A 24,117-nucleotide genomic window follows, 5' to 3' on the forward strand; every position below is an offset into this window, starting at 1 on the left:
CCCGCTTAAGAAGCCCGTAACTCAAGTACTCGAAAAAGAACCCAGACTTCAACTAGCCCAGGCACGTATACTCGAATGCTGCAGCCGCCCTTGTCATTGAAGCGGACTTGCCACAAGCGACAGCTCCGGATTGTTGTCCAGCGCTTCCTTGCAATAATCGCAAACCACGTTGACGGTCATATCTCCGTTCGGGTTATACGATATTATACTCTGACGCTCTTCGGGGGTCAAGAAATGGAAGCCCAGCAGCTCCTCACTTACCTGACGCTGCTCCAGTTCTCCTATCATTGTCCGGCAGTGCCGGCAGACGTATCGGATAGCCATGACGCAATCCCTCCTTTTTCATTACATTATGACCCAAAAAGGGGGATTTTAGCCGACACTCACCCGATCAATAAATTAGACCTCGCTCTGGCATAGATTAGCCGTTGAACTTTGCCATGGTTTTCTCGAACGGATTGTCCAGCGCATATTCCATGGCCTCGCACGTCGTATCCAGCACCTGCGGCATGGTCTTGAATTCCTCCTTGGAAAATGTCGACAGCACATAGTCTGCAATGTTGTACCCCGGGGCCGGGCGGCTGATCCCCATCCGGATCCGGTTAAACGATTGAGTGCCGAGATGCTGAATGGTGGATTTGATGCCGTTATGGCCTCCAGCGCTTCCTTGGTAGCGAAGCCGGATTTGTCCATAGCTCGTGTCCAGGTCATCGTAAATAACGACCAAATCGTCTATAGATGCCTTATAGAAATCAAGGAATGCTCTTATCGATTCCCCCGATAAATTCATATACGTCATCGGTTTCAGCAAATACACCTTCGTTCCGTTGACATTACCTTCTCCCAAGAGCCCTTTGCATTTATTTTGGGTTATTGTAATCCCATGCTTGTCTGCAAAACGGTCCAATGCCATAAAACCGATATTATGCCGGGTCGTTTCATACTGCTTGCCCGGGTTGCCCAATCCGACAAACCATTTCATTTTCATTGCTCCCCTTCCCACTCCAGCTGATGTAACCAAGTGATGCTGTAGAAGCTATCTGCTTAGCAGGAAGACGCCAAACGTGACAAAGGAGCGCATCGAACACGCGTTCGACACGCTCCGCAAACAAGGGAGAACTCTCCACCAAACTAACGTTACACCGTTTCCTGCGCATGGTTCTGAGTCGCCTCGGCCTGGGCCTCCGCCTTTTGCTCTGCTTCTTCCTCCGTATCGGCAGGAAGATCCTCTTTCTGAGGCGCCAGCACGGTAACCAATACATCATTGGCGATGGACTTGATCTCAATAGACGGGTCCACCTTCAGATCCGATATCAGCATGCTGCCGCCGATCTCCAGCCCGCTAATATCGACTTCAATCGAAGCAGGGATATGAGTTGGCAAGCAGCGAATTTCAATCTCATGATGCTGAATTTGCAGAATACCGCCCATGTTTACGCCAACAGGCTCTCCGGTAAAGTCGAGCCGCACTGTTGTCGTAACCGGTTCGTCCATGTTAATTTGGTGAAAATCAACGTGAAGCACATTTTTCAAAATGGCATCTCGCTGAACCTCGTTGATCATCACGGGCTGCTTGCCCGAATCCGGCAGCTCCATCTGAATGATGGCGTGAGGATTGGAGCGCAGCAGTGCCAGCAGCTCTTTTTCATCTACAGCGATAGGCGTATTGGTCACCTTGCTTCCGTACACAACCGCCGGAATTTTTCCTTTTGCCCGCAGACCTTTACGTTCTGATTTGGTATTGGTACCGCGGACTTCCGCTTTCAATGTAGCTTCCATTGGGTGAATCCTCCTTCATTTGGGTCCAGGAAATAGCCTGCCTATTCTTACTTTACCCAAATAAGGAAAAAACCAATCACTTGTCGTTCTTCAATTGCTGTTTCTTCGCGCGAAATTTATTGCGCAGCTTCTCGGCATAGCCGGATTTATTCACCTGACGTTCTCTGGCAATCGCCAAATCATTCGCTTCGACATTATGCGTAATGGTCGATCCGGCCACGACGTAGGCGCCCTTTCCAATTTTGACCGGGGCGATCAAATTGACGTTGCTGCCGATAAACGCATCTTCCTCAACTTCGGTAAGCTGTTTATTGAAGCCGTCGTAGTTGACCGTAATCGCTCCGCAGCCAAAGTTGACGTTCTTGCCTACGACCGCATCGCCGATATAGCTCAAGTGGGATACTTTCACATCATCGTCCAGCTTCGCGTTTTTGATTTCCACGAAATCTCCGATCTTCACGTTGGAGCCCAGCTTGGAGCCCGGACGCAAATAAGCGAACGGACCGATGGCCGTGCCGTCGCCGACCTCAGCTTCGGAAAGAACCGAATGCTTCACTTGGATCTGATTGCCGAGCTTGCAATCCGTAATATCCGCTTGAGGGCCGATGATGCAATCCTCACCGATTACGGTGTGCCCTTTCAGTACGCTTCCGGGCAAAATGACCGTATCCGAACCGATTTGCACATCAGCTTCAATATACGTATTCGCCGGATCGATCAGCGTGACCCCATTGAGCATATGACCGCGGTTGATCCTTGCCTTCATCAGCTGTTCCGCCTCCGACAGCGCCACCCGGTCATTTACGCCGAGCGTCTCCATCGCATCCGGCGTACAGTAAGCCTCTACGATATCTCCTTCATTCACCAGAATCCCGATGACGTCCGTCAAGTAATACTCCTGCTGCGCATTATCATTCTTCACCTTGGAAAGAGCATCAAACAGCTTTCGGTTAGTGAAGCAGTACATTCCGGAGTTAATCTCCTTAATTTCCCGTTCCTCCGCATTGCAGTCCTTCTGCTCCACGATTCGGGAAACACGCCCCTGGGCGTCGCGGATAATGCGGCCCAGCCCGAACGGATTGTCAAAGATAGCCGTCATCACCGTTGCGGCAGCGCCCTTCTCTTGGTGGACACGGATCATTTCCTGTACGGACTCTGTGGTTACAAGCGGCGTATCGCCATATAGCACGACGGTTAACCCGTCCTCGTTTCCTAGCAATTCCTTAGCCTGCAGCACGGCATGTCCCGTACCCAGCTGCTTCTCCTGCAGCGCATATTCGGCGCGGTCTCCAAGGTATGCCTTAACGGATTCAGCTCCATGGCCTACCACGACAACCGTTCTTTGTGTTTGCAGCTGCTCCAGCACGGTAACAACATGGCCTACCATCGGCTTCCCGCATACCGGGTGAAGCACTTTGTACAGCTTCGATTTCATACGTTTGCCTTGTCCTGCCGCCAGGACAATCCCCATCACGTTCAATCCAGTCCACTCCTTTGTTATCCCTATTATGTCTATGAAACTTCTACTTCCATGCTAACCAACTATACTTATGAAAACAAGTCAAAGAGAGGCTCCTTCAAGAGGAGACTGCGATTTCTCACTAAAAAAACCTTCGAAAGGACGTTCCCGCTTGGGACCATCCCAGCCAAACATATTCATGAACATGGTCCCTCAACCCAATATATCTGAATTCATGCAAAAAGAAAAGAGAGCCTCTCTCGGCCCTCTCTCAGCTGAATTATGCCCCTTCAACGATTACTTCTTCCTCCGTTGCTGCTCGATCGTATTCAGCCAATACAGCGGCTTGAATTTTCTCACGAGTTGTGGAAGAGATCGGATGTGCAATATCCCTGAACTCCCCGTCTGGTGTGCGCTTACTTGGCATTGCGACGAACATGCCGTTGTTACCGTCAATCACACGAATGTCGTGAACCACAAATTCGTTGTCGATGGTAATGGAAGCAATGGCTTTCATTCTTCCCTCGGAATTAACCCGACGGAGTCTAACGTCTGTAATCTGCATTAGTGTTCACCACCTTTTTCCATCTAGGAGACTTGGGATATAAAATTCCACATTTTAGGGCAAAATCCTTCTTTTTTTTAATCAAAAATGTATAATTTTATAAATATTTGATTAATTTATTAAATTTCGACACTGGTCGTCGCTATCAGTTCAATTTCGACAAGGACATCCTTTGGCAAACGGGCTACTTCGACCGTAGAGCGGGCCGGTTTATGGTCACCGAAGTACGATGCGTAGATCTCGTTGACCTTGGCAAACTGGTTCATGTCCTTGATGAACACCGTTGCTTTAATCACCTGGCTGAAGGAGGAGCCGCCTGCGGATAACACCGCCTGCAAATTCCGGAATACCTGGTGCGTTTGCTCTTCAATATCCTGGCTCACCACTTGCCCGTCCGTATTTAACGGAATCTGTCCGGAAGTAAACAGCAGGCTGCCGAATTGAATGGCTTGCGAATAAGGTCCGATGGCCGCCGGGGCCTCTGTCGTTGCAATGGTTTTTAATGTCATTGTATTCACTCTCCGTCACTGAAATAGTTTCCCGGTTCTACGGTGATTTGTCTTGTCTTCGGATCAACGGCAGACAGCTTGGCGAGAGAAATGTAATCCTCCACCAAATGCTCCTCCACTTCTCCGGATTCCACGAAAACGCCTACACCTTTGACCGTAGCATTAAATTCCTTCAACAGGTCCATCATCCCGTGCACCGTTCCGCCCACTCTCATGAAGTCATCGATGATGAGCACCTTGGATTCTTCCTTCAAGGCTCTGCGGGAAAGCGACATCGTCTGGATCCGCTTGTTCGAGCCCGAAACATAATTGATGCTGACGGCGGAGCCCTCCGTCACTTTGTTATCGCGGCGCACGATGACAACAGGCAAATTCAAGAACGACGCCGTAGCATAAGCCAGCGGAATCCCCTTGGTTTCTACCGTCATGACGACATCGATTTCATTCCCGGCAAAGGCCGTCGCAAACATTTTCCCTACTTCGTTCAATATCATCGGCTGTCCCATAATATCGGACATATACATATAACCGCCCGGCAATATTCGCTCCGGCTGCTCCAGCTGACGGCAGATGCCTTGAATAAACTGCAACGAGGCCGCCTTGGTCACCTTCGGAATAAACTTGACGCCACCGGCTGCTCCGGCCAGCGTCATCAGCTCGCCAAGCCCTTCTTCCTCAAACACCTCTTTAATGATTGCCAAGTCTTCGCTTATCGAAGATTTAGCCGAATTATATCTGTCCGCGAATGTCGTTAAAGGAATCAGGGTATGGGGGCGAAAAAGCAAGTATTGGGTCATCTCGACCAACCTTGCGCTTCTTTTTAACTTTTTCATCTGAATGCCCCCTTTGAGATAGCCCTCTGCCGGCCCCCCTGTGAAGAGACCCCGGCCAGAGGTAACATACGTTCTTCTTCGTGCTTATGTACGATGAACCGCCAGCACTGTAAGATCTTTCATGAAAATACACAAAAATCCGAATAATATATAGTGAATATATCATTTTTATCCGTATTTATTCAAGAGATCGATGCAAATTATTCTTACATATAACTAACACAAACCGATCATGTTAAAATACGGACGGCATAAACATCCTTGCAAAAGCCGCGAAGGCCGTTATAAATCCTTGGGACTTTGGCTTCTTTGGATACTAATCCGAATACAGTCGGCCCGCTGCCCGACATCAGGACTCCGTCAGCCCCAAGCCGCATCATGCAATCCTTCAGCTGGCGAACCTCCGGGTATAAATCCAGTGTCACTTCCTCCAGCACATTGCCGAGGTTTTCGCATAACAGATCGAACCTTTTATTCCGAATCGCTTGGACAATGCGTTCCGTGGAAGGATGCGATTGAATCGCATTGGCTTTTAATTTGCCATAAATCTCCGAAGTGGATACATTGATAGGGGGCTTGGCCAAAACAACCCAGCACTGAGGAGGAGACTCGATCGGTTCCAGCTTCTCGCCGCGCCCTCGCGCAATCGCTGTACCCCCTGTAACGCAGAAGGGCACATCGGAGCCCAGCTCCGCTCCCAAGCGCTGAAGCTCCTCCGAAGGAATGTTAAGCTTCCATAACCGGTTAAGTCCCCGCAGCGTAGCTGCCGCGTCGCTGCTACCGCCCGCAAGGCCTGCAGCTACTGGTATTTTTTTATCCAAATGTATGTAAACACCCTGCTTTACATCATAACGGTCCTTGATGAGCTTGGCTGCCTGAAAGGCCAAGTTCTTTTCATCCAGAGGGATATACCCCGCTTGACTGGAGATGATAATCGTATCACGTGGCAGCTCCTGCATTTCAATCCGGTCTGCAAGGTCCACCATCGTCATCACCATCTCTACCTCGTGGTAACCGTCTTCCCGCTTCCGCAGGACGTCCAACGACAAATTGATTTTGGCCGGCGCTTTTTCAAATACTTTCATAGGACACCTTCTTTGCAGCTCTAGTCTATTCCCTAATACTATAACAAAAAAGAAACAAAAAAAAGCTAAAGCAGCGCTTCGCGTGCTCCAGCTTCCGTTAGAACCGTTATTTAACCTCTCGGCGGCTGCTTCGAAATCGATTGCTCGGCAATCTGAATCGCTCTCTTTACCATGTTGCCCGCATCTTTGGTACGTATACCTCCCCAGCCCTCACGTTGTATCGTATCGTGAAATCCCAGGTCTTTGGCGAGCTCGTATTTGAATTGTTCCGACATGACTCCATTTCTTCTGCGTGCCATACGCGAACACTCCTTTTCAGGTAAGATAACCGTAGTATACCCGGCCGCCGCTTATTCATGCAGTCCGGATAGACGAAGGCTCACTTACCAAAAACGGCACACTCTGTTTGTCAGAGCATGCCGTTCAAGTAACCCCTTTATTGCTGTATAGTGATACGTACTTGTCCATCATCGTTACAAACCATGACCTCAACTGACTCAGTCAGTATATCTGCGTAGCTATAGGAAACGCGCTTAAAAGCGTTCTGTTCCTGATCAAGCTTCACAATAAAAACGGAAGGGTAGGTTTCCTCCAATACACCGGAGCGTTCGATCGTTTTACGGCGACCGCCGTTTGCTCTTAACATGATTTTCTGTCCGACATGAGGTTCCAAACTGCGTTTGATCTCCAATAGCGCGTTTTTAGCCATTGACCACTACCACCTCTTTCCTTGTTAATTATAACCCAATAGAGGTAGTATGTCAAATTAGAACAAATATTATATCAGCCATGTTGAGCGGTTGTCAACGGGATTTTTCCTTATTCCAACGACTTTTTCGAGGAATCCCCCTCATTCCCGTTCACAAAATTGTCAAACAAAACCAAAAAAGCGCCTTATGGCGCTTCTTTAGGAGTCATTTTTTGCATAGTGGGAACGCCTCTACGGTAGCTGCCCCGAGACTCCACACCGCCAAGCCCTTCCAGTCCGCTGTGAGTCAGTCCTATGACATCCACTATATTGACCGTGTCCCTTATTGGCGTATAGGCTACCTTAACCGCCACACAGAGCGGATCTAATGCATGAATCAGCACCCGGGCCGGTGAGCTGGCATAATTAGCTCCGGCCTGCATAATCGCCTCAAAATGGGATTGGCAAGCGCCTGCGATGACCGTTAAGGTATCCTTATTTTTCTCATACTGCCTTGCTATTTTGACGGCATTCACAAAATGGTAGGAGTTCTTATAGTTGCTCAGATGCGTCACGTCGCCGTTTCTGCGATGCTTCAGAATGCCGTCATGGCCGGTCACGACCACAATATCCGGCTTTACCTGGGGCAGTAAACGGTACATGGCATCCGCCATCTGAGGCTCCGGTACATAGTATCCCTCTGCGGGGACTCTTAATTCACCGTACAGGTTCATACATTTGCGCAAATACATCGGATCGCCGTCCAAATGCAGCACCTTCCCCGGCATTTCAAAATATACCGGAGTTGGATTACCGGCAGTTCCTACCGCCCCGTATGCCTGGGGGGCTTCCGTTTGATTCTCTCTTGCCCGACGCATGGATTCCATCCATGACGGCCGGGTGGTATTGATCGTGTACTGGTACGGATCCAGCGGCGCCTTGATCAGGTCAAAAAGCGGTGCGTCGGCCAGCAGCCTGTAATCCACACCACGCAGAATAGCCTGATTCTGCATAATATCCTGAATTTTAAATATGATATCACCGCCATAGGATCTACGAATAACGAGGTCTCCCTGTTTCATGGCCAAATCGCCTCCTCGTGTATCCTATGGCGTCAATAGGCATTTGGTGATTATCAAGCCTATCCTTTCATGAAATCCGCAATCACGTTGCCGATGCTTCGCTCCCACGTGCACGGAGCAAGCAGTCGCTCAGACGAGCGTATTCCTCGATCGACAAGGTTTCTCCCCGTCGGGAAGGCTCGATGCCCGCCTCGTGCAAAATAGCCTCCAGCTGGCTCTTCGTCTCTTTGGTAAAGAACCGCGAAGCCAGGTTGTTATAGATCGTTTTACGGCGCTGCACAAAAGAAGCCTGAACGACCTCGAAGAAGAAGGACTCGTCCGTCACCGTCACAGGAGGCGCGCTCCGAACCTTCAGCTTGATGACGGCCGAATCGACATTCGGTTGAGGAATGAATACCGTATGAGGAACGATCGTAACAATCTCAGGCTCGCAATAGTACTGCACCGCAATGCTCAAGCTGCCGTAATCCTTGCCTCCCGGCTTGGCCGACATTCGCTCCGCCACTTCCTTCTGGATCATAACGACAATGTTCTCCAGCGGCAGCTTTTCCTCAAGCAGCTTCATAATAATCGGCGTCGTGATGTAGTACGGCAAATTTGCGACTACGCTCACTTTGGAGAATGCCGCGAAATGCTGTTCAAACAATTCCTTCAAATTGACCTTCAGTACGTCGCCATGGACGACACTCGCATGCGGATAGGCCGACAGGGTCTCCTCCAATAGCGGGAGCAGTCGCTGATCGATCTCTACGGCAACGACGCCGCCGGCGATTTTGGCCAGCTGCTGGGTTAAAGCCCCGATCCCGGGGCCAATCTCCAGCGCTCCTTTGGAAGCATCCAGATCTGCGGCGGTAACGATTTTATTTAATATATTCGGATCGATCAAAAAGTTTTGACCCAAGCTTTTTTTCAGCGTAAAGCCATGCCTTTGAAGAAGCTCTTTCGTTTTTTTGGGGGAGGCAATGTCCTCCTGCATATTGAAATGGATATTTGTCATGATTCGCCCTCTTTTTTCTCAAGCTGCTTCCATGCCTCCGCGAACTCCTCGCGGGAAATTCGAAACATTCGGCAGCGGTTATAAAATTGCTTTCCGTTGCAGTACCCGATACCCAAATGCTTGCCCATTTCCATACGACGGGCAGCAGCTTGCGGATGGACGATCAAGCCGGCGTCAATCAAGTCCTCCCAAGTAATGTCCGACTCTTCAGCCTCATAATCGGTTCTTACATTCGCAAGAGCCTTGCGGATGACCTCAACCGAAGCATTCTCTACCCCGATGTCCCCTTTGGCCGTCGCCTCTTCCTGAGTGATAAAAGCATGCTTACAGCCCTTCACCTGCGCCGTAATGATTTTACGGATGCGCTCACCCGCATGGTCGGGGTCCGTCAATATGATGACGCCGCGGCGCTGCTGAGCCAGCTTGATGCGCCGGATAACGTCTTTATTAATCGCGGAGCCGCCCGTTTCTATGGTCTCGGCTTCTACGGCTCTTTTGATGGCGGTTGTATCGTCTTTGCCCTCTACCACTATAATTTCTTTGATCATCTTGCTTACCTTCCTTCACCCTATACCAGAATCATCCATACGGCTTTCTTTATACTAGCCTTTGTTCCCGCCACTTTCAAGTGATGACGAAGCCTGTCCGCGTGAACTTGCCCTGATCACATAAAAAAGAAGAGGTAGCCCTCTTCTCTTCCTTTAGCATATATATAATGAGTCTTCCCCAATTGCAGGTCCTTAGTCCGCGGTTGGTTTCTTGGGTCCTATCACATAAACGGTATACCCGCGCTTCAAGCCAAATCGGTTGGCATAATCGTTGCTGTCAAAATACACATCGATAATGTTTCCTTTGACTGCACTTCCGGTATCCTCCGCTCTGCGGAATCCAAGCCCGTCAATATAAACCCACCAGCCCAGCGGAACCACCTTGGGATCCACTGCAATTGTGCGACCTTCCGTTACTCTCGTGCCTGTAGACGTAAGTCCGTACTGCGGATGCTCTGTGCTCTTTCCTGTCGAAGCAGCGCCCGCTGAATAAGCGGTCAATGTCACATTGTTAATGACCTGCTTGACGCCGAAGGAAACTCCGCCTTTTGTTACTTCCTGTAGATTTGGCGATGATGCTGATAATACAACAACCGGATTTTTGGTGCCTACCGCGACAATTTTATTGACGCTCTCTGATTGAACCTTTTGGTCCACTACTTCTTCGGATACAAGCTTACCGTCTTCGTACATCTTTTCCTTTTTCTTCACAACCAGGCCTTCCTGGCCTTCCTGCACCACTTGCTCCTTGCCTTTTACCAATTGAGGGTCGTTCTTTTTCACAACGTCATAGGCTATCTTTTCTTGAACCTCTTCAACCTCTTTGGTTACCCGTACGATTTGAATCTCACCGCTGTCAGGCAGATCGGCATCCACGACAGGGGTTACCTTGTCAAGCTCTCCTACCTGAACCTGTAAATCATTCAATGCGCCGCCCACCGTCTTTTGCACCGTGTACAGCGTCTTCGTTTCTCCGTCAGCCGTCAGCTGAATCGGCCTTGCATGCTCGATCGTAATCCGGTCCCCGGATTTTACTTTCGAATCCAGCGCTGCAGAGAGACGATCATGCTCTCCTACAGTGACGCCTTGCTCATCCAGTAAATGCTTCAAATCCCATTGCTTGGTGTAAACAATGGTTTCTTCTCCGTTCACGACTACGGTCACCTTCTTGGTAGCCGTACCGTATAACATTAATAAAAACATGAAAGTCAACGCGAATGAAATAATTGCTATGATCGATATCAAACGCAAGTTTTCATGCCTCCATCGCAATGCGAAGGACATGCTGGATGATCGTCTTACATGGGTTTGCTCGTGTTGAATAGCTCCCACTAGTTCGGTCCTCCTTCAAAGCCCCGCCGTCGAGTGTTACGCATGATTGATCTGACGCGACTATGGTTAAGTTTTGCAATCTGTTGGTTAATAAAGAACAACGCCTAACGACGTTCTTTCACCCAGGAACAACCTCCATGATCGTTGAGTAAACGTATCCTGGAAGCACTGAAGGTTTCACGAACACTCATTCTGCTCGAAAAAGCTTCTCCTGTGCGGTCAACTAAGGGCTGCAACTAGCAATCCATATCGTTTCTCCTGCGTGCGGCCAGCACCTCCTCTTGGCTGTAGGTAATGATTATGTTGTCGGATAGTTATCACAATGACGGGAGAACAAAAAAAGTCACGGAAAGAGGACTCTTCCCGTGACTTTAGGTTATTTCATCAGTAATGAAATAAAGCACACGACAATCATACCTCTCTCTTAACGCTTACGAGGTTAGCTGACGGATTCGGACTTGAGAGTCGCCCTACTTGGATCCGGGTAAACAAACATCTACCCATCCAAGACTCACCCCAGAAAATGTGACCTTAGCCTTATTTTCAAATCAAGACTGGCCTTTTGCGGTTCCCCCGTTTCCCTTACGGAAACTCAGCGATAATGGAAAATTGGTAATCGTATTAAGTTAATATTGAGTTTACGCTGTCGGATATAAAGTTGTAAAGTATACAAACTCGGCAAAAAAGGTCCGTTTTTGTTCAATTCCGATTTTTTTGATCGATTTCTTGAGCATAACCCATGTATTTCTCAACTTGACGTATTTTTTGGATTGTTTTTCTCTCGTTTTCACGTTTTCGACGAAAATAGGGCTGTCCCAACCCCCCTTTTATTTCACCGTAATCCGAACAATGTAACTGCATTTTTCGTAGTCGCGTGAGCCAGCTCCTCCAGGGTTAACCCCTTGATTTGTGCAGCGGTTTCTGCGACTAATTTCACATATGCGGTTTCATTTCTTTTCCCTCGATAGGGGTGCGGAGTCAAATAAGGCGCGTCGGTTTCAACCAATAAACGGTCCAGCGGAACTTTCTCCAGCACCTCTTTGGGCTGCTTGGCATTTTTGAATGTGACAGGGCCGCCGAAGGAGATGTAAAAGTTCATATCGAGGCACATCTTGGCCGTCTCCCAGCTGCCGGAGAAGCAATGCATGACACCGCCGACCTCCGAAGCCTTCTCTTCTCGAAGAACCCGGATAATGTCTTGGTGTGCGTCCCGGTTATGGATCACGATAGGCATACCCAGCTTGCGGGCCAGACGGATTTGTTCCCGAAATACTCGATCCTGTACATCCTTGGGAGAGGTATCCCAATAATAATCCAAGCCTATCTCTCCGATGGCCACCACCTTCTCGTGCTTGCACAGCTCTTCGATCCATTCCAGATCGCCCGGCATCATATCTTTGGCATCTTGGGGATGCCATCCGACGGTTGAATAAATAAAGTCATATTGCTCGGCAAGCGCAATCGAGGTAGGGATCGTTTCGCGATTAAATCCGACATTGATGATTCGACTGATTCCGCTTTCTAATGCCCGTTGGATAACCTCATGTCGATCGTCATCGAATTGAGGGGCGTTCAAATGGGTGTGCGTGTCTATCAGCATAGCGGCAATTAACTCCTTCATATGTAAGTTCAATTTGGTCCTTGCAGTTCGATAGACGAGCTTTTATTCCATGCCAAGCAGCTTGCGGTGCTCCGGATGAATGGAGCCCGGATCAGCGGATAAGAGCTCCTCCGGGAAATACAGATGGTATTTCCCCATATGAATACCGCTGATGGACCGGACAATTTCCGACTTGCGCGAAATTTCCGTCAACGTATGCTTTTGGTCCAGCAGCAAAATCGGCAATTTTTCGTCATGGACTCCCGGCCGATACACATCATACGAAAGATCCGACGGAAAATCAATTTCGAGGTAGAAGGACGGATCCAGATTCAGAGCCCGCATCGTATCGCGCAGCCGCTCTATTTGAAGCGCGTCGATCCTCTCCAGCATGACATACTTAAACAGTTTGCGGTTAAGGAAGCGAGAGCACAAGTCAACCAGAATGGCATCCTGCTCGTTGGTCCACTGCATCAGCACCGTCTGCATAAAGGCTTCATCGAGCAAATGGAACTCTTGTATGGACAATGTCCCCCGGAACAGGTTTAAGAGCGGCGGCAGCATAAACGAGAAAGAATAGTTTTCTTCATATAACTGTTTCGCTCTTTCAAAAATTTTATGCAGAATAACCTCCGCGCTGCGGGTAACAGGATGAAAGTATACCTGCCAATACATCTGGTACCGGGACATCAAGTAATCCTCGACAGCATGCATGCCGCTCTCTTTCACGACAATGTGGCCTTGAAACGGTCTCATCACCCGCAGAATGCGTTCCAGGTCGAACGTCCCGTAATTGACACCGGTATAATAGGCGTCGCGGAGCAAGTAGTCCATCCGATCTGCATCCAGCTGGCTCGAGACGAGGCTGACGACGATTTCCTGCTTGTACGTTTTGGCGATAACCCCAGCCACCCTTTGTGGAAAAGTGGGGGATACGCGCTTAAGCACCTTGTTCACTTCGGTATCTCCAAGAACGATCCGGCAGGACCATTCCTCGTGATGGGTCCCGAACGTTTTTTCAATCGAGTGGGAAAAGGGGCCGTGTCCGACATCGTGCAGAAGGGCCGCGCACAAGGAGAGCAGCCGCTCCTCCCGCGGCCAATCCTCATAGCCGTTTCGTTCGAATTGCGATATGATTTTGCGCGTGATTTCGTAAACCCCGAGGGAATGGGAAAATCGGCTGTGCTCGGCGCCGTGAAACGTCAGGAAGCAAGTGCCGAGCTGTCGTATACGACGGAGGCGTTGAAATTCTTTGGTGTTAATCAGATCCCAAATCGTTTGGTCCTGCACGTAGATGTATTTATGTACCGGGTCTTTGAATACCTTTTCTTCCTGTAAAGGACTCGACATGATGCGTAACCTCCCTAAAGCTTCTTGTATTTTCGACACGGAATGAGCAGGAAAATGATGTTTTTGTCGAACTTTGTCGTATAAAACTTCCAAATGTGAACAGAATATGTCTTCTAAATTTTTCTTTAGTATGGAATATATTCATAATACTATGTTTGGTGTCTATAGAAAAGGTGCATATTTGCAAGGTTTTTCAGCAGCCACTCTGTTTTATATTGAAGTAGAAGGATAGACTACCATATTTTAACGGCAAAAAATGCAATTTTCTAGTTGACTATTTTGGGAATGGTTGGTATCATAAATCTTAAGAATATTGTCGAATAATGACGATTTATCTAATTCGAGAGGGGACTTTTATATATGATGAAATCTACTGGTATTGTTAGAAAGGTTGACGAGCTGGGACGTGTTGTTATCCCTATCGAGCTTCGCAGAACATTGGGCATCGGCGAAAAAGACGCTTTGGAAATCTATGTCGACGGTGAGCGCATCATGCTGAAGAAATATGAGCCGGCCTGTATTTTCTGTGGCAATGCAGAAAACGTCTCTTATTTCAAAGGTAAAATTGTTTGTCACGAATGTTTATCGGAAATGCCAATACCTGTGACAAAATAAGAAAAATAGGTTATAATAAGGATAGCACTTCTTACTAAGGTAATTCTAACCTTTTTCATATCTCCTCTATTCCCCAATCCATGAAATTTCATGAGATTGGGGATTTTTTTTCCGTTTTTATTTGTGTTAGCGTCACCTATTATAATAGAAAGAACATGTCACAAAAGTTCCGCCAAGCCTCCATTTCTACAGTTTGGCGGCGGGAAAGCACGGGCACATCATCGACGGGCTTGTACGGCCTGCGTAAGCCAATAAAAAATCAGCCGATCCGGCAATGAGCCGACCGGCTGATTTCGCCGCTTCCGCATTCGCGATCTACTTTTGGTGCAAATAATTGTACAGCTCCCGCTTCGGTATCTGTCTGTCCGCTGCCGCGCGTTTTATCGCTTCCTTGCGGTCAAGCCCTTGAGTCGTATAATGCTCGACGTGCTCTTCCGGGCTGAAGCCTTCCCACCAGGCGTCCGAAACTTCATTCTCCGAATCGGTGCTGCCCTGTACGACGATGCAGTATTCTCCCTGGGGAGGATGCTCCTGCAGCAGCTCATAGCATTCTCGGATCGTCCCTCTTGCCGCTTCCTCGTATTTCTTGGTCAGCTCCCGCATCAGGCACATTTGCCGTTCCGGATCCCATACCTCCAGCATCGCTTCCAACGTCTTCATTATGCGATGAGGGGATTCATAGAACAGCATCGTTTCGTTCCTTTGCTTAAGCGATTCAAGCTCCTGCTGCAGCGGCTTTCTGTCTCTCGGCAAAAAGCCCAGAAAGGTGAAACGTTCTGTCGATAGCCCCGATACGATCAAGGCCGATAAGGCCGCGTTGGCGCCTGGAATGGGTATAACCGCTATTCCTGCGTCGATAGCTTGTCGAACCAGATCCGCTCCCGGATCGCAAATGGCAGGCAGCCCTGCATCACTGACAAGCGCAATGTCTTCGCCTGTTTGCAAAAGACGAATCAGCTCGGGCCCGCTTGCATGCTTATTATGCTCGTGGTAGCTTACAAGCCGTGTTGCGATATCAAAATGGGTTAGCAGCTTGCGTGTCTGTCTCGTATCCTCTGCGGCGATCCACTGCACTTCCTTTAAGATGCGCACCGCACGAAACGTCATATCCTCCAGGTTGCCGATCGGTGTTCCGACCAGATATAGCTTCCCTACTCCATTATCCTGCTGATAGCTTTTCTGAATGTCCACGTTTGTCCCTCACTATGTAACGGTCGGCTGGATGAGCTCGTCACGCTTGCCGTAATATATCTCCATCAGCTCGTCACAATAGTCCGTTTTATTTTTATATACGATCAGCGGCGGCAGCGTCCTAAGCTCCGGCTTCCCGTCTCTGAGCGCCTCAATCAACACCATATTCGCTTCTTCGCCTGCACGCGGGTGTACATACCGGATTCTTTTGGGCTCCAGTTTATACTGACGCATCGTGCAAAAAATTTCGACTAACCGGCTGGGCCTGTGCACCATCGCTACGCGGCCTCCGCTCCGTACCAGCCTACTGCTGGTTCTGACGACATCCTCAAGCGTACAGAACACCTCATGCCGTGCAGCCGCCACATGCTCATTCCCATTTTGCTCCCCGTTCGGAACGGGAAGATATGGCGGGTTCACGGTCACTACATCGAAGGTCCCGTTCCCCAGCTGCTGATGAATCGTGCGCAAATCCCCGTGAATAATCTGAATCTGGTGATCTAAATCATTCAGCTGGACGTTGCGCTCCGCCATATTCGCGAGCCGCTCCTGAATCTCTACGCCAACGATCGAAGCCTTCGTGCGCGTCGACAGCAGCAAGGGAATCACTCCGTTCCCCGTACAGAGGTCGACCATCCTTCCCCTCGGCGGAACATAGCTAAATCTGCCTAACAACACCGCATCCATCGAGAAGCTGAACACTTCATCGCTTTGGATGATTTTCAGATCATTCGTTAATAAATCGTCTAGTCTTTCACTAGGCTGCAAAGGTACCTTTTCCATCAGCGCACGCTTCCTCTTTCTTGAAAAAAACCGTAGAGAAGCTTGCTCCCTACGGCGGTTTTTTTATTTATTTAAAAACGATAAGCAAAACAAACAATCGCCTTCCGTACGCAAATGACCGTAGTAGACATTACAGATGTGGAAGCCTTCGTGGTACAGGCGGGCCAGATTGTCGTACCCCTCACCTGTAAGCTCCTTGGCCTGTGCGGCGGTGACATGAATATGGGGTACTTCAACAGGCGGCTCCGCATCCTTCTTTAGCAGCTTGCGCAGCTGCTGATTTTCTATGCTCAAGCGTTTGTTTTCCTCGAGGAGCTCGATAATTTGCTTTTTCATCAGCCCCAGCTCGGAGTAGATAGCACCCATCTGTTCTTCGATTTGCTCAATTTGAACAAAAACGTCTCTTTTATCCACACATTCACCTCAAGAAAGCTAACAACCGTTAAAGCTGCTGCTCCACTACATCGTCAAAGGATAGCTCCATGACTTTACCGAGCTCATAAATCTGCACTTTTACGGTACGCTCGTTAATATTTAGCGATACGACACGGCCGTTGCCCAGGGAGGAAATGACTTCGCTTCCTACGCGCGGCATATCCTCTTTACCACTTTCATAATTATCGTGCTCATATTTCAAACAACACATTAACCGGCCGCAAAGCCCGGAAATTTTTGTCGGATTTAACGATAAATTTTGGTCTTTTGCCATCTTGATGGATACCGGCTCAAAGTCCCCCAGGAAGGATGAGCAGCAAAGAATGCGCCCGCAAGGACCGATACCGCCCAGCATTTTGGCCTCGTCTCGAACGCCGATTTGCCTAAGCTCGATGCGGGTCCGGAAGACTCCGGCCAAATCTTTCACCAGCTCCCGGAAATCGACTCTTCCTTCGGCTGTAAAATAAAAAATGATTTTGTTGCGATCAAATGTATATTCAACGTCAACCAGCTTCATTTTGAGCTGATGATCCCTTATTTTATCCTGACAAAGCGCAAATGCGTTTTTCGCTGCGTTCTTATTGTCCTCCACAAGCTGTGCGTCAGTTTGATCCGCTATGCGAATGACTTTCTTTAATGGAAGAACGACATCGGATTCCTGAACCGTCCGTCTCCCGATAACTACTTTTCCGTACTCAATCCCTCGAGCCGTTTCAACAATAACCGCACTCTCTTTATCCACCGGTAAATCGATCGGGTCGAAATAATAGATTTTTCCCGCTTTCTTGAAGCGGACACCAACAACCGAGTACAAATTTACACCCCCTTCAGCTGCATTAACATTTTTTCCAACACCAGCTGCGGGTTTGCATGAAAGCGGAGTCTTTTCTGCTGCTCGACTGCTTGCTCCAAACACCGCACCCAATGCTTCATATCGTAAGATAAGGCCAATCCTGCCATCCAATCGGTTTGATCGGCATATACGAGCCCGGACCGATTGCCGATGTTTAACTGCACCATATCTTTCAGCCATAAAATCAGCAGATCCATGAATAAGGGAAGCTGCTCCGTCAGCTCGGACTTAGCCAGCTTTTGCTGAGCCGTCAAAAGCGCCGTAGGCAGTCGGGACATACTTTCCTTTGTTAATTGTATCACTAGATTTCTTATTTCTGCAAACCCATTTCCTTGAATTAGCTCTCTCGCCGCATCGGGACCTGCAGCCAGCCGAACCGCCGCTTGAATCAGAACCGAGGGATGCCCCTCCTCTTGAAGCACGGCTATCATACGATCGCGGCTCATAGGAGCAAAGGGAACCCACTGCGCCCGGGACCGGATCGTCGGAAGCAGGGCTTGTCCATTATCTGTAATCAGAATGGCAACGACACGGGAGGTCGGCTCTTCTAGGAACTTCAGCAGACTGTTGGCAGCCTGAACCGTCATCTTATCGGCATCTTCCAGAATGTACATCTTTAGCCCGGAAGCGGATGCACGATAGGAGAACTGCTTCTGAAGCTCCCGAATTTGCTCAATCTTGATAGAAGCCCCATCTGGGCGGACCCAATGCAGGTCCGGATGGTTGCCATGCTCCACCTTACGGCAGTCGAGACATTCTCCGCAGGCATCGTCCGGCAGCACCTGGCAGTACAGAGCTTGTGCAAAAGCAAGCGCCATCTGCTTACGGCCAGTTCCGGATGGACCTGTAAATATATAAGCATGGGATACTTTATCTGTACGTAAACTGTTCTGCAATATCTGTTTGACACGTTCTTGCCCGGGTATGGATTGGAAAGACATTGTGCTCCTGTACTATCCTTTCCTATTATATAGAGGTCAGTGTTGACCTTTGCATTGTCCGATTCTTACAAAACCTAAAAAGCAAGATTGATTAGCATGCCGCGAATTTCGCCTATTTGATGCAGCAGATCAATTCTTCCCTGCTCACTTTCTAACAGCTCGTCCGCCAGGGCCAGAAGCTTTTCGTCTATCTCCTCCAAAAGCTTGTACCGCTTGGAGCGCCCCCGCCGGTCCCAGCCGCGCGTATCGCGCAGCTGTACCCCGCGGCGTGCCGTCTCCTCCAAATACTGCTTCACGAGAAGCTTATACTGGCGCAATTCACGGACCGTCATCGACCTCGACAAGCGTTCCCCTTGCAAATGAATCTGCTGCAAAATACGCTGAAGCTGCTCCTGCGATGCCCTTTCGTCGTGCTGATGCATCATATCTGAGAACGATTTCTGCTGCAGCTGTTGGGGCGTTGAGGTCTCGTTTCTTTGAATTTCTTTACCGAAAGGGCGCCAGCCCGGATTTATTTTCACAGTGCAACCTGCCTCTCCGATTTAGAAATGCTCAAACCGTTCAACTGGAAGCACGAATACCGCAGCTCCGCCAACCTGAACCTCGACCGGGAACGGAATGTAGGAGTCGGTCGTTCCTCCCATAGGAGATACAGGAGTAACGATCTGTTCACGAATTTTGCAGTTCGACTTGATGACCTGCATCACTTCATTCACACGATCGTCTTCGATACCGATCATAAAGGTCGTATTGCCGGCCCGTAGAAACCCGCCCGTACTTGCCAGCTTGGTAGCCCGGAAGCCTTCCTTGATCAGAGCATTCGAAAGCCGATTGCTATCCTTATCCTGTACAACGGCAACAACTAATTTCATGGCATTGCCCTCCTTTACATTTTTACAAATGACTCGGTTGACCCTTGCAGCAATGGATAACTTAGAATGATGTCGAATGATACATTAGTTCATATCTTATTAATTTGACACCGGTTCATTCGATTCCTGCTTTTCTCTTTGGAAAGCTGTTTTGGGAACCGTAATTTGACTTCTCATCGCCATTCCCAAAGCAGCCTTCTGTCCGATCTATGGCAGTATATGTCACGATAACGGGCGGTGTGCGAAATCGACTGCAAGATTGCGTCATTGCCGGAATTAATCGGCTTCGCTGCTTTTCTTGAAGCGGCTGTCCAGACAGCCCTTCACGCTTTCATAAACCTTATCTATGCCCCCGTTAGCATCAATGCGTACGATGCGGTCGGGGAATCGGTCTGCCAAGATCAAATATCCTTCGCGAACCTTCTGGTGAAACGCCAATGATTCCAGATCAAGCCGATTGATTTCCCGGTCGCTCCGGGCATGAATGCGCCGTAACCCTTCCTCAGGGTTTACATCCAGATAGATCGTCAGATCGGGGAATACATTCTCGATCGCAAACTGATTGATCGTAAGCACCTCATCCATTCCCAAGCCTCTGGCATGGCCTTGATATGCCAAGCTGCTATCAATAAACCGATCGCATATGAAAACCTTCCCCTGAGCCAGGGACGGTTGAATTTTCTCAACAAAATGCTGTCTTCTCGCGGCTGCGTAGAGGAGGGCTTCCGTTCTCCCTTCCATCTTCGTATTGCTTTTATCTAATATAATCGCTCTTATCTGCTCCGCTATGTCGATCCCGCCAGGTTCCCGTGAAGAGACGATTTCCAGGCCCAGCGTGGATAAATATTGAGTCATGAGTTCGATAACGGAGGTTTTGCCTGCCCCTTCGCCGCCTTCCACCGTTATAAAATACCCTTTTTGCATTCGGTTATCTCCAATCATGTAATAGGTCACTATTGCCCGATTGCAGGCTCAGCATACCCTTAAGGATATTATGATTATATACTGTTTGGCTTGCAATACCTAGCTTGTTTTCCTAACTTCCGGATGAAAGACATAACATAGCGGGGACTCCCAGCAAAACACTTGATTCAGCATGGAAGACAAGTTCCCGAGTGGGGTTATTTAGTTAAGATATCAATACGGACAACATCGGCTCTTCGCCGTCGATTAATCCATGAATACGGGCCCCCATCTGAACCAATTGCTTCAAATAGCGAACCACTTCGGAAGAAATAATTTCGCCGGGGCATAGAACCGGAATTCCAGGAGGATAGGGAACCATCATCTCTGCAGATCTCAAGCCTATGGCATCCTCCAAAGGCACTTGCGCCGTCCCTTTTTGGCGATACACCGACTCATCGAAGGATACCGGCTCCGATAAGCCGGACATCGCAGAATAGGTTGCGGTAAGCCTGGCGTTCCCTTGTTGGTTAACAGGCGGGCTGGATTCGGCTATTTCTTTAAAAGACTGCGCCAGCCTATGCGCATCCTCTTGCGTGGACGCCAGGCTCAGGACAAGCAAAACCGCCTGCGGGTCTGCCAGCTCGACAAAACATCCGCGCTCTTCCAGGGCATCCTTCAGTTCAAAGCCGCTTAAAGAGCCCGTCGCGTCCTTGACGATCAGTTTGAACGGATCGCGGACGATCTCGTTATCGTGCTCCGGCTGAAGCAGCACAAACCGTTCATTATCCTTCATCAGCTCCATCACCTGATCGACAATACGAATCCCCTGCTCCAGCAGCTCCATGCCTTGTACATGCATTTGTCTGCGGCTTAGGTCCAGGCTCGCCATGAGAGGATAGGAAGGACTTGAGCTTTGAAGCATCGTTAAGTAGCGCTTTACTTCCTTCCGGTCGACCCGATCCCCCTGCACGTGAAGCATCGCTCCCATTGTCATAGCGGTCAGCAGCTTATGCGTTGACTGTACCACAACATCCGCCCCGCAGGACAAAGCCGACTTGGGAAGGGCCGGATGAAATCCGAAATGCGCTCCATGCGCCTCATCCACGAGCAGAGGCTTGTCGTATTCATGCAGAAGCTGTACGATCCCTTCAAGAGGAATGGCCGTGCCGTAATAGCTTGGCCGGGTAATGAGAAGCCCACGCGCTTCGGGATATTTTTGCAAGGCTAGACGGACATCTTCCTGGCGAATCCCTAATGTGAGCCCTGTTGCCGGGTCGATCTCAGGATTCAAGAACACAGCCCTTGCGCCCGCAAGCATAAGGCCGTGTATCACCGATTTATGGGCATCACGCTGAACCAGCAGCAAATCTCCTCTGCGGCATACGCTTAGGATCATAGCCAAATTGCCCACTGTGCTTCCGTTTACTAGAAAAAAAGTTTCCTCCGCACCAAAGCATTCGGCAGCCAGCTGCTGCGCCTCCCGAATCGCTTCCTCCGGATGATGAAGATCGTCCAGCCCGGTAATTTCCGTTACGTCCAGACGCATAATAGATTCGTAATAAGCTCTGGCTTCTTCATCCAAGCCTTGTCCTGATTTATGACCGGGAACATGCAGGCTGACATGCTTCCCTTGAGAATGGTGTACCAATCGCTCGAATAAAGGAGCGCTCTGTTTGTCCATGTTGTGAATCTCCCTGTTTGCATATAAAAGTTGATATACCCTTTATTGTAACAAACAAAAAGACTCTCACCAACGGGAAAAATTCCGTTCATCAGAGCCGAATTCATGTTTCATAGACAACCTATGCATTTTTCTTATAAAAGATTTGCCTCATTTGATGGATAAAAAAAGGATATTTGGCATCCCTGACGTCGGTTGAGATCATTTCATGCTCGCAGTCTTCGCAGATGAATTCGGATATAATCATAATGCCGTCTTCCTTTAATTGTCCGCAGATGATGCAGTTATGGGCCACCGTAGGTTCATGTAAAGCGTCTCCCACACAACTCACCTCTATTCTTCTTTTCTACCAGTATGTCCTGTTTCTCTTAAAGTAAACGCGGATGATCTATTTTTATGAAAAAAGCTAGTACATGGTTCCAAACGCTTATATTTCAAGCTAAAATAACCGATATAGTATTTGCAAAAAAGAATCTATGAAAATGGACGAGTGAGATCAAGTGAAGGAACAACGATTATCAAAGGAATCAACCGTTTATCATTACCGGCTGCTTCAACGAATTCGGTATAAGCCTTGGTTACTTATAGCTTACTGGTGCATTCCCGGTCTTTTATTACTTTGGGATTTGATACGATGGAATCCTCTGCCAATGATTATTAGCACAGTACTGATTCCTCTTTTGCATACGTTCATCATTTACGTATACTTTACCTTTAAGGAAAAACGCCCGCTGCATCAGTGGGGACTTCTTTATCGGCTTCCCTGGCTGGGGTACGTTCCATTAAGCTACTTTGCTCTATATCGCATGCGTAATCTGACCGCTCACCTGCTATGGGTTACCGTTGTTATTTGCGGCTGCTTTTTCCCTTGGGTATCCTTGGATTTGATTCTCCATGCAATGTTCGTACACGTCTGGATCCTTCTTCCCAGATTTGTACTCATCTTTCAATTGAGACACCACATGGAGAACGGATATTTGAAAATTAACGATCAGGACACATCCTGCTACGCTCAATAAAATCGTTCCCTAAATCAGGATTCGTTTCTACGGGATCTTGTAAACAACCGATAAACCAAATAAATCACAACAGCCCAAAAAATCAGCCCAATAAAGGAAAACGGTGTTCCTGCTCCCGGACCGAAGCCCATAAATCCAAACGGATTAAATAAGCTCCCGATTAAGGCCCCTGCCGCGAAGCCGCCGAATAAACTTCCCCATCCTCCTCGGGCAGGAGTCCCTGTAGTCGGGGGGTTGGTCCGCGGATTGGTAGTAACATTCGCAGGATTACGGTTCGGAGTGGTCGTAGTGCCCCTGCCTGAAGGAGTTCTTACCCCGGAAAACGACCCCCGGCCCGAGCGATAGCCTTGAGGAGTAACCTCCCCGTCCATAGCGGGGGCTTGTCTTAGATCCTGTCTGTACTCCGTCGGCATTACTTCGGAATTAGCGTCCGCAGCGGCCGGAAAAGCGATCAGCATAATAAGGAAACCTATACATAGTACTAACGCATAATGTCTCATTGTATTCCTCCGATAAGCTCAAAGTGAAGGACGGCACCAGCTTCACGAGTTATTATCAGTCCCCGTCATCGGTTCTATTCGCCCCATAACCCACCATGCTTTCGGACAGAAAAACAAAAAACAGTCTTTCCGGACCTACATCCAGAAAGACTGTTTCAATTTGTGCTTGGCGACGTTCTACTCTCCCAGGACCCTTCGGTCCAAGTACCATCGACGCTGGAAGGCTTAACGTTCGTGTTCGGTATGGGTACGCGTGGTTCCCTTCCGCCATCATCACCAAACTAAGAGTTTTGCTTTAGCAAAACTGGCTTCGTAAGGATTGCTGAGCTTTCGTCAGAAAGCTCACTTCGTAAGCATACGCTTTTTTCGAAGCGCTACACCTTCGAAATTACTGCTAGAAAATATCCGTCCTTAGAAAGGACCTGCAGCTCAAGGCTTATTCCTTGAAAACTAGATACGAAATGCATGCGTATTGTTGAGCAATTTGTGTTTCG

Annotated in this window: 29 protein-coding genes, 1 rRNA gene and 1 riboswitch; of the genes, 2 read left to right on the forward strand and 28 right to left on the reverse strand. The window is 48.8% G+C overall.

Features of this window, described 5'->3' with window-relative positions:
- Positions 1 to 93 precede the first annotated feature (93 nt).
- The 16 genes from fin to ABEA66_RS28640 form a co-directional block, all read right to left on the reverse strand.
- On the reverse strand, positions 94 to 324 hold the full coding sequence (fin, locus tag ABEA66_RS28565; RefSeq protein WP_079914919.1) for an anti-sigma-F factor Fin: 231 nt from the start codon (positions 322 to 324) through the stop codon (positions 94 to 96).
- Between the two features lie 97 nt (positions 325 to 421).
- On the reverse strand, positions 422 to 982 hold the full coding sequence (pth, locus tag ABEA66_RS28570) for an aminoacyl-tRNA hydrolase (protein WP_345593077.1): 561 nt from the start codon (positions 980 to 982) through the stop codon (positions 422 to 424).
- 155 nt (positions 983 to 1,137) lie between these two features.
- Positions 1,138 to 1,779: a 50S ribosomal protein L25 gene (locus ABEA66_RS28575; RefSeq protein WP_345593029.1), complete on the reverse strand. Its 642-nt coding sequence runs from the start codon at positions 1,777 to 1,779 to the stop codon at positions 1,138 to 1,140.
- A 76-nt stretch (positions 1,780 to 1,855) separates the two neighbouring features.
- Positions 1,856 to 3,259 (reverse strand): bifunctional UDP-N-acetylglucosamine diphosphorylase/glucosamine-1-phosphate N-acetyltransferase GlmU, encoded by a 1,404-nt coding sequence (gene glmU, locus ABEA66_RS28580; RefSeq protein ID WP_345593031.1) that lies wholly within the window; start codon positions 3,257 to 3,259, stop codon positions 1,856 to 1,858.
- 259 nt (positions 3,260 to 3,518) lie between these two features.
- Entirely contained in the window at positions 3,519 to 3,803 is a 285-nt protein-coding gene (gene spoVG, locus ABEA66_RS28585; RefSeq protein ID WP_028551906.1) for a septation regulator SpoVG, read from the reverse strand.
- A 119-nt stretch (positions 3,804 to 3,922) separates the two neighbouring features.
- The gene (locus ABEA66_RS28590) at positions 3,923 to 4,312 is read right to left on the reverse strand and encodes a RidA family protein (protein ID WP_079914916.1); all 390 of its coding nucleotides are present in this window, start codon (positions 4,310 to 4,312) and stop codon (positions 3,923 to 3,925) included.
- Positions 4,313 to 4,317: 5 nt separating this feature from the next.
- Positions 4,318 to 5,145, reverse strand: a complete 828-nt coding sequence (gene purR, locus ABEA66_RS28595; protein WP_079914915.1) for a pur operon repressor — start codon at positions 5,143 to 5,145, stop codon at positions 4,318 to 4,320.
- A gap of 230 nt (positions 5,146 to 5,375) precedes the next feature.
- Positions 5,376 to 6,230: a 4-(cytidine 5'-diphospho)-2-C-methyl-D-erythritol kinase gene (ispE, locus tag ABEA66_RS28600; RefSeq protein ID WP_079914914.1), complete on the reverse strand. Its 855-nt coding sequence runs from the start codon at positions 6,228 to 6,230 to the stop codon at positions 5,376 to 5,378.
- A 110-nt stretch (positions 6,231 to 6,340) separates the two neighbouring features.
- Positions 6,341 to 6,529 carry a small, acid-soluble spore protein, alpha/beta type gene (locus ABEA66_RS28605; protein WP_192705796.1) on the reverse strand — a complete coding sequence of 63 codons (189 nt, stop codon included), beginning with the start codon at positions 6,527 to 6,529 and terminating at the stop codon, positions 6,341 to 6,343.
- A 137-nt stretch (positions 6,530 to 6,666) separates the two neighbouring features.
- Positions 6,667 to 6,939, reverse strand: coding sequence for a biofilm formation stimulator Veg (gene veg, locus ABEA66_RS28610; protein WP_028551901.1), 273 nt, complete (start codon positions 6,937 to 6,939; stop codon positions 6,667 to 6,669).
- Between the two features lie 185 nt (positions 6,940 to 7,124).
- The gene (yabG, locus tag ABEA66_RS28615) at positions 7,125 to 8,000 is read right to left on the reverse strand and encodes a sporulation peptidase YabG (protein ID WP_079914912.1); all 876 of its coding nucleotides are present in this window, start codon (positions 7,998 to 8,000) and stop codon (positions 7,125 to 7,127) included.
- Positions 8,001 to 8,082: 82 nt separating this feature from the next.
- Positions 8,083 to 8,997: a 16S rRNA (adenine(1518)-N(6)/adenine(1519)-N(6))-dimethyltransferase RsmA gene (gene rsmA, locus ABEA66_RS28620; RefSeq protein ID WP_345593044.1), complete on the reverse strand. Its 915-nt coding sequence runs from the start codon at positions 8,995 to 8,997 to the stop codon at positions 8,083 to 8,085.
- Positions 8,994 to 9,545: a ribonuclease M5 gene (rnmV, locus tag ABEA66_RS28625; RefSeq protein WP_079914910.1), complete on the reverse strand. Its 552-nt coding sequence runs from the start codon at positions 9,543 to 9,545 to the stop codon at positions 8,994 to 8,996. Before rnmV ends, rsmA begins: the two co-directional genes overlap by 4 nt.
- A 192-nt stretch (positions 9,546 to 9,737) precedes the next feature.
- Entirely contained in the window at positions 9,738 to 10,877 is a 1,140-nt protein-coding gene (locus ABEA66_RS28630) for a resuscitation-promoting factor (RefSeq protein ID WP_345593049.1), read from the reverse strand.
- Positions 10,878 to 11,289: 412 nt separating this feature from the next.
- Positions 11,290 to 11,485, reverse strand: a riboswitch (cyclic di-AMP (ydaO/yuaA leader).
- Positions 11,486 to 11,709: 224 nt separating this feature from the next.
- Entirely contained in the window at positions 11,710 to 12,477 is a 768-nt protein-coding gene (locus ABEA66_RS28635; protein ID WP_079914908.1) for a TatD family hydrolase, read from the reverse strand.
- Positions 12,478 to 12,540: 63 nt separating this feature from the next.
- The gene (locus ABEA66_RS28640) at positions 12,541 to 13,827 is read right to left on the reverse strand and encodes an HD domain-containing protein (RefSeq protein WP_345593051.1); all 1,287 of its coding nucleotides are present in this window, start codon (positions 13,825 to 13,827) and stop codon (positions 12,541 to 12,543) included.
- Between the two features lie 360 nt (positions 13,828 to 14,187).
- Here ABEA66_RS28640 and ABEA66_RS28645 point away from each other — a divergent pair, with 360 nt between their 5' ends.
- Positions 14,188 to 14,442, forward strand: a complete 255-nt coding sequence (locus ABEA66_RS28645; protein WP_010501678.1) for an AbrB/MazE/SpoVT family DNA-binding domain-containing protein — start codon at positions 14,188 to 14,190, stop codon at positions 14,440 to 14,442.
- A 315-nt stretch (positions 14,443 to 14,757) separates the two neighbouring features.
- On the opposite strand, the gene rsmI is transcribed toward ABEA66_RS28645, so the two are convergent.
- From rsmI to ABEA66_RS28695, 10 genes are all read right to left on the reverse strand, one after another.
- Entirely contained in the window at positions 14,758 to 15,633 is an 876-nt protein-coding gene (gene rsmI / locus ABEA66_RS28650; RefSeq protein ID WP_345593058.1) for a 16S rRNA (cytidine(1402)-2'-O)-methyltransferase, read from the reverse strand.
- 12 nt (positions 15,634 to 15,645) lie between these two features.
- Complete coding sequence (locus ABEA66_RS28655; RefSeq protein WP_079914905.1) at positions 15,646 to 16,416, reverse strand: tRNA1(Val) (adenine(37)-N6)-methyltransferase; 771 nt, start codon at positions 16,414 to 16,416, stop codon at positions 15,646 to 15,648.
- Positions 16,417 to 16,479: 63 nt separating this feature from the next.
- Positions 16,480 to 16,830, reverse strand: a complete 351-nt coding sequence (yabA, locus tag ABEA66_RS28660) for a DNA replication initiation control protein YabA (protein WP_079914904.1) — start codon at positions 16,828 to 16,830, stop codon at positions 16,480 to 16,482.
- Between the two features lie 28 nt (positions 16,831 to 16,858).
- Entirely contained in the window at positions 16,859 to 17,665 is an 807-nt protein-coding gene (locus ABEA66_RS28665) for a PSP1 domain-containing protein (RefSeq protein ID WP_079914903.1), read from the reverse strand.
- A 2-nt stretch (positions 17,666 to 17,667) separates the two neighbouring features.
- Positions 17,668 to 18,645, reverse strand: coding sequence for a DNA polymerase III subunit delta' (gene holB, locus ABEA66_RS28670; protein ID WP_079914902.1), 978 nt, complete (start codon positions 18,643 to 18,645; stop codon positions 17,668 to 17,670).
- 74 nt (positions 18,646 to 18,719) lie between these two features.
- Positions 18,720 to 19,166 carry a YaaR family protein gene (locus tag ABEA66_RS28675; protein ID WP_079914901.1) on the reverse strand — a complete coding sequence of 149 codons (447 nt, stop codon included), beginning with the start codon at positions 19,164 to 19,166 and terminating at the stop codon, positions 18,720 to 18,722.
- A 21-nt stretch (positions 19,167 to 19,187) separates the two neighbouring features.
- The gene (locus ABEA66_RS28680) at positions 19,188 to 19,517 is read right to left on the reverse strand and encodes a cyclic-di-AMP receptor (RefSeq protein WP_079914900.1); all 330 of its coding nucleotides are present in this window, start codon (positions 19,515 to 19,517) and stop codon (positions 19,188 to 19,190) included.
- A 276-nt stretch (positions 19,518 to 19,793) separates the two neighbouring features.
- Positions 19,794 to 20,441 (reverse strand): dTMP kinase, encoded by a 648-nt coding sequence (tmk, locus tag ABEA66_RS28685; protein WP_345593064.1) that lies wholly within the window; start codon positions 20,439 to 20,441, stop codon positions 19,794 to 19,796.
- Between the two features lie 205 nt (positions 20,442 to 20,646).
- Positions 20,647 to 22,104: an aminotransferase class I/II-fold pyridoxal phosphate-dependent enzyme gene (locus ABEA66_RS28690; RefSeq protein WP_345593066.1), complete on the reverse strand. Its 1,458-nt coding sequence runs from the start codon at positions 22,102 to 22,104 to the stop codon at positions 20,647 to 20,649.
- 121 nt (positions 22,105 to 22,225) lie between these two features.
- Entirely contained in the window at positions 22,226 to 22,426 is a 201-nt protein-coding gene (locus ABEA66_RS28695) for a sigma factor G inhibitor Gin (RefSeq protein ID WP_079914897.1), read from the reverse strand.
- A 328-nt stretch (positions 22,427 to 22,754) separates the two neighbouring features.
- Between ABEA66_RS28695 and ABEA66_RS28700 the strand changes: the two genes are divergently transcribed.
- Positions 22,755 to 23,123, forward strand: coding sequence for a hypothetical protein (locus tag ABEA66_RS28700; RefSeq protein WP_079914896.1), 369 nt, complete (start codon positions 22,755 to 22,757; stop codon positions 23,121 to 23,123).
- Between the two features lie 14 nt (positions 23,124 to 23,137).
- Here ABEA66_RS28700 and ABEA66_RS28705 read toward each other — a convergent pair whose 3' ends face one another.
- Positions 23,138 to 23,623 carry a GlsB/YeaQ/YmgE family stress response membrane protein gene (locus ABEA66_RS28705; RefSeq protein ID WP_345593069.1) on the reverse strand — a complete coding sequence of 162 codons (486 nt, stop codon included), beginning with the start codon at positions 23,621 to 23,623 and terminating at the stop codon, positions 23,138 to 23,140.
- A gap of 164 nt (positions 23,624 to 23,787) precedes the next feature.
- Positions 23,788 to 23,904 (reverse strand): 5S ribosomal RNA (rrf, locus tag ABEA66_RS28710).
- Between the last annotated feature and the right edge of the window lie 213 nt (positions 23,905 to 24,117).

The sequence above is a fragment of the Paenibacillus vulneris genome (genome assembly GCF_039543185.1).
Lineage (GTDB): Bacteria > Bacillota > Bacilli > Paenibacillales > NBRC-103111 > Paenibacillus_S > Paenibacillus_S vulneris.

Excerpts from the sequence above, each read along its gene's own strand:
- ABEA66_RS28680 (WP_079914900.1), bottom strand. The coding sequence starts at position 19,517 with ATGAAATTAGTTGTTGCCGTTGTACAGGATAAGGATAGCAATCGGCTT.
- yabG (WP_079914912.1), bottom strand. The coding sequence starts at position 8,000 with ATGAAACAGGGAGACCTCGTTATTCGTAGATCCTATGGCGGTGATATC.
- ABEA66_RS28640 (WP_345593051.1), bottom strand. The coding sequence starts at position 13,827 with ATGTCGAGTCCTTTACAGGAAGAAAAGGTATTCAAAGACCCGGTACAT.
- ABEA66_RS28605 (WP_192705796.1), bottom strand. The coding sequence starts at position 6,529 with ATGGCACGCAGAAGAAATGGAGTCATGTCGGAACAATTCAAATACGAG.
- ABEA66_RS28635 (WP_079914908.1), bottom strand. The coding sequence starts at position 12,477 with ATGCTGATAGACACGCACACCCATTTGAACGCCCCTCAATTCGATGAC.
- ABEA66_RS28590 (WP_079914916.1), bottom strand. The coding sequence starts at position 4,312 with ATGACATTAAAAACCATTGCAACGACAGAGGCCCCGGCGGCCATCGGA.
- ABEA66_RS28575 (WP_345593029.1), bottom strand. The coding sequence starts at position 1,779 with ATGGAAGCTACATTGAAAGCGGAAGTCCGCGGTACCAATACCAAATCA.
- purR (WP_079914915.1), bottom strand. The coding sequence starts at position 5,145 with ATGAAAAAGTTAAAAAGAAGCGCAAGGTTGGTCGAGATGACCCAATAC.
- holB (WP_079914902.1), bottom strand. The coding sequence starts at position 18,645 with ATGTCTTTCCAATCCATACCCGGGCAAGAACGTGTCAAACAGATATTG.
- fin (WP_079914919.1), bottom strand. The coding sequence starts at position 324 with ATGGCTATCCGATACGTCTGCCGGCACTGCCGGACAATGATAGGAGAA.
- ABEA66_RS28645 (WP_010501678.1), top strand. The coding sequence starts at position 14,188 with ATGATGAAATCTACTGGTATTGTTAGAAAGGTTGACGAGCTGGGACGT.
- ABEA66_RS28700 (WP_079914896.1), top strand. The coding sequence starts at position 22,755 with ATGATTATTAGCACAGTACTGATTCCTCTTTTGCATACGTTCATCATT.
- ispE (WP_079914914.1), bottom strand. The coding sequence starts at position 6,230 with ATGAAAGTATTTGAAAAAGCGCCGGCCAAAATCAATTTGTCGTTGGAC.
- ABEA66_RS28690 (WP_345593066.1), bottom strand. The coding sequence starts at position 22,104 with ATGGACAAACAGAGCGCTCCTTTATTCGAGCGATTGGTACACCATTCT.
- tmk (WP_345593064.1), bottom strand. The coding sequence starts at position 20,441 with ATGCAAAAAGGGTATTTTATAACGGTGGAAGGCGGCGAAGGGGCAGGC.
- rsmA (WP_345593044.1), bottom strand. The coding sequence starts at position 8,997 with ATGACAAATATCCATTTCAATATGCAGGAGGACATTGCCTCCCCCAAA.
- rnmV (WP_079914910.1), bottom strand. The coding sequence starts at position 9,545 with ATGATCAAAGAAATTATAGTGGTAGAGGGCAAAGACGATACAACCGCC.
- ABEA66_RS28705 (WP_345593069.1), bottom strand. The coding sequence starts at position 23,623 with ATGAGACATTATGCGTTAGTACTATGTATAGGTTTCCTTATTATGCTG.
- pth (WP_345593077.1), bottom strand. The coding sequence starts at position 982 with ATGAAATGGTTTGTCGGATTGGGCAACCCGGGCAAGCAGTATGAAACG.
- veg (WP_028551901.1), bottom strand. The coding sequence starts at position 6,939 with ATGGCTAAAAACGCGCTATTGGAGATCAAACGCAGTTTGGAACCTCAT.
- spoVG (WP_028551906.1), bottom strand. The coding sequence starts at position 3,803 with ATGCAGATTACAGACGTTAGACTCCGTCGGGTTAATTCCGAGGGAAGA.
- ABEA66_RS28655 (WP_079914905.1), bottom strand. The coding sequence starts at position 16,416 with ATGGAAAAGGTACCTTTGCAGCCTAGTGAAAGACTAGACGATTTATTA.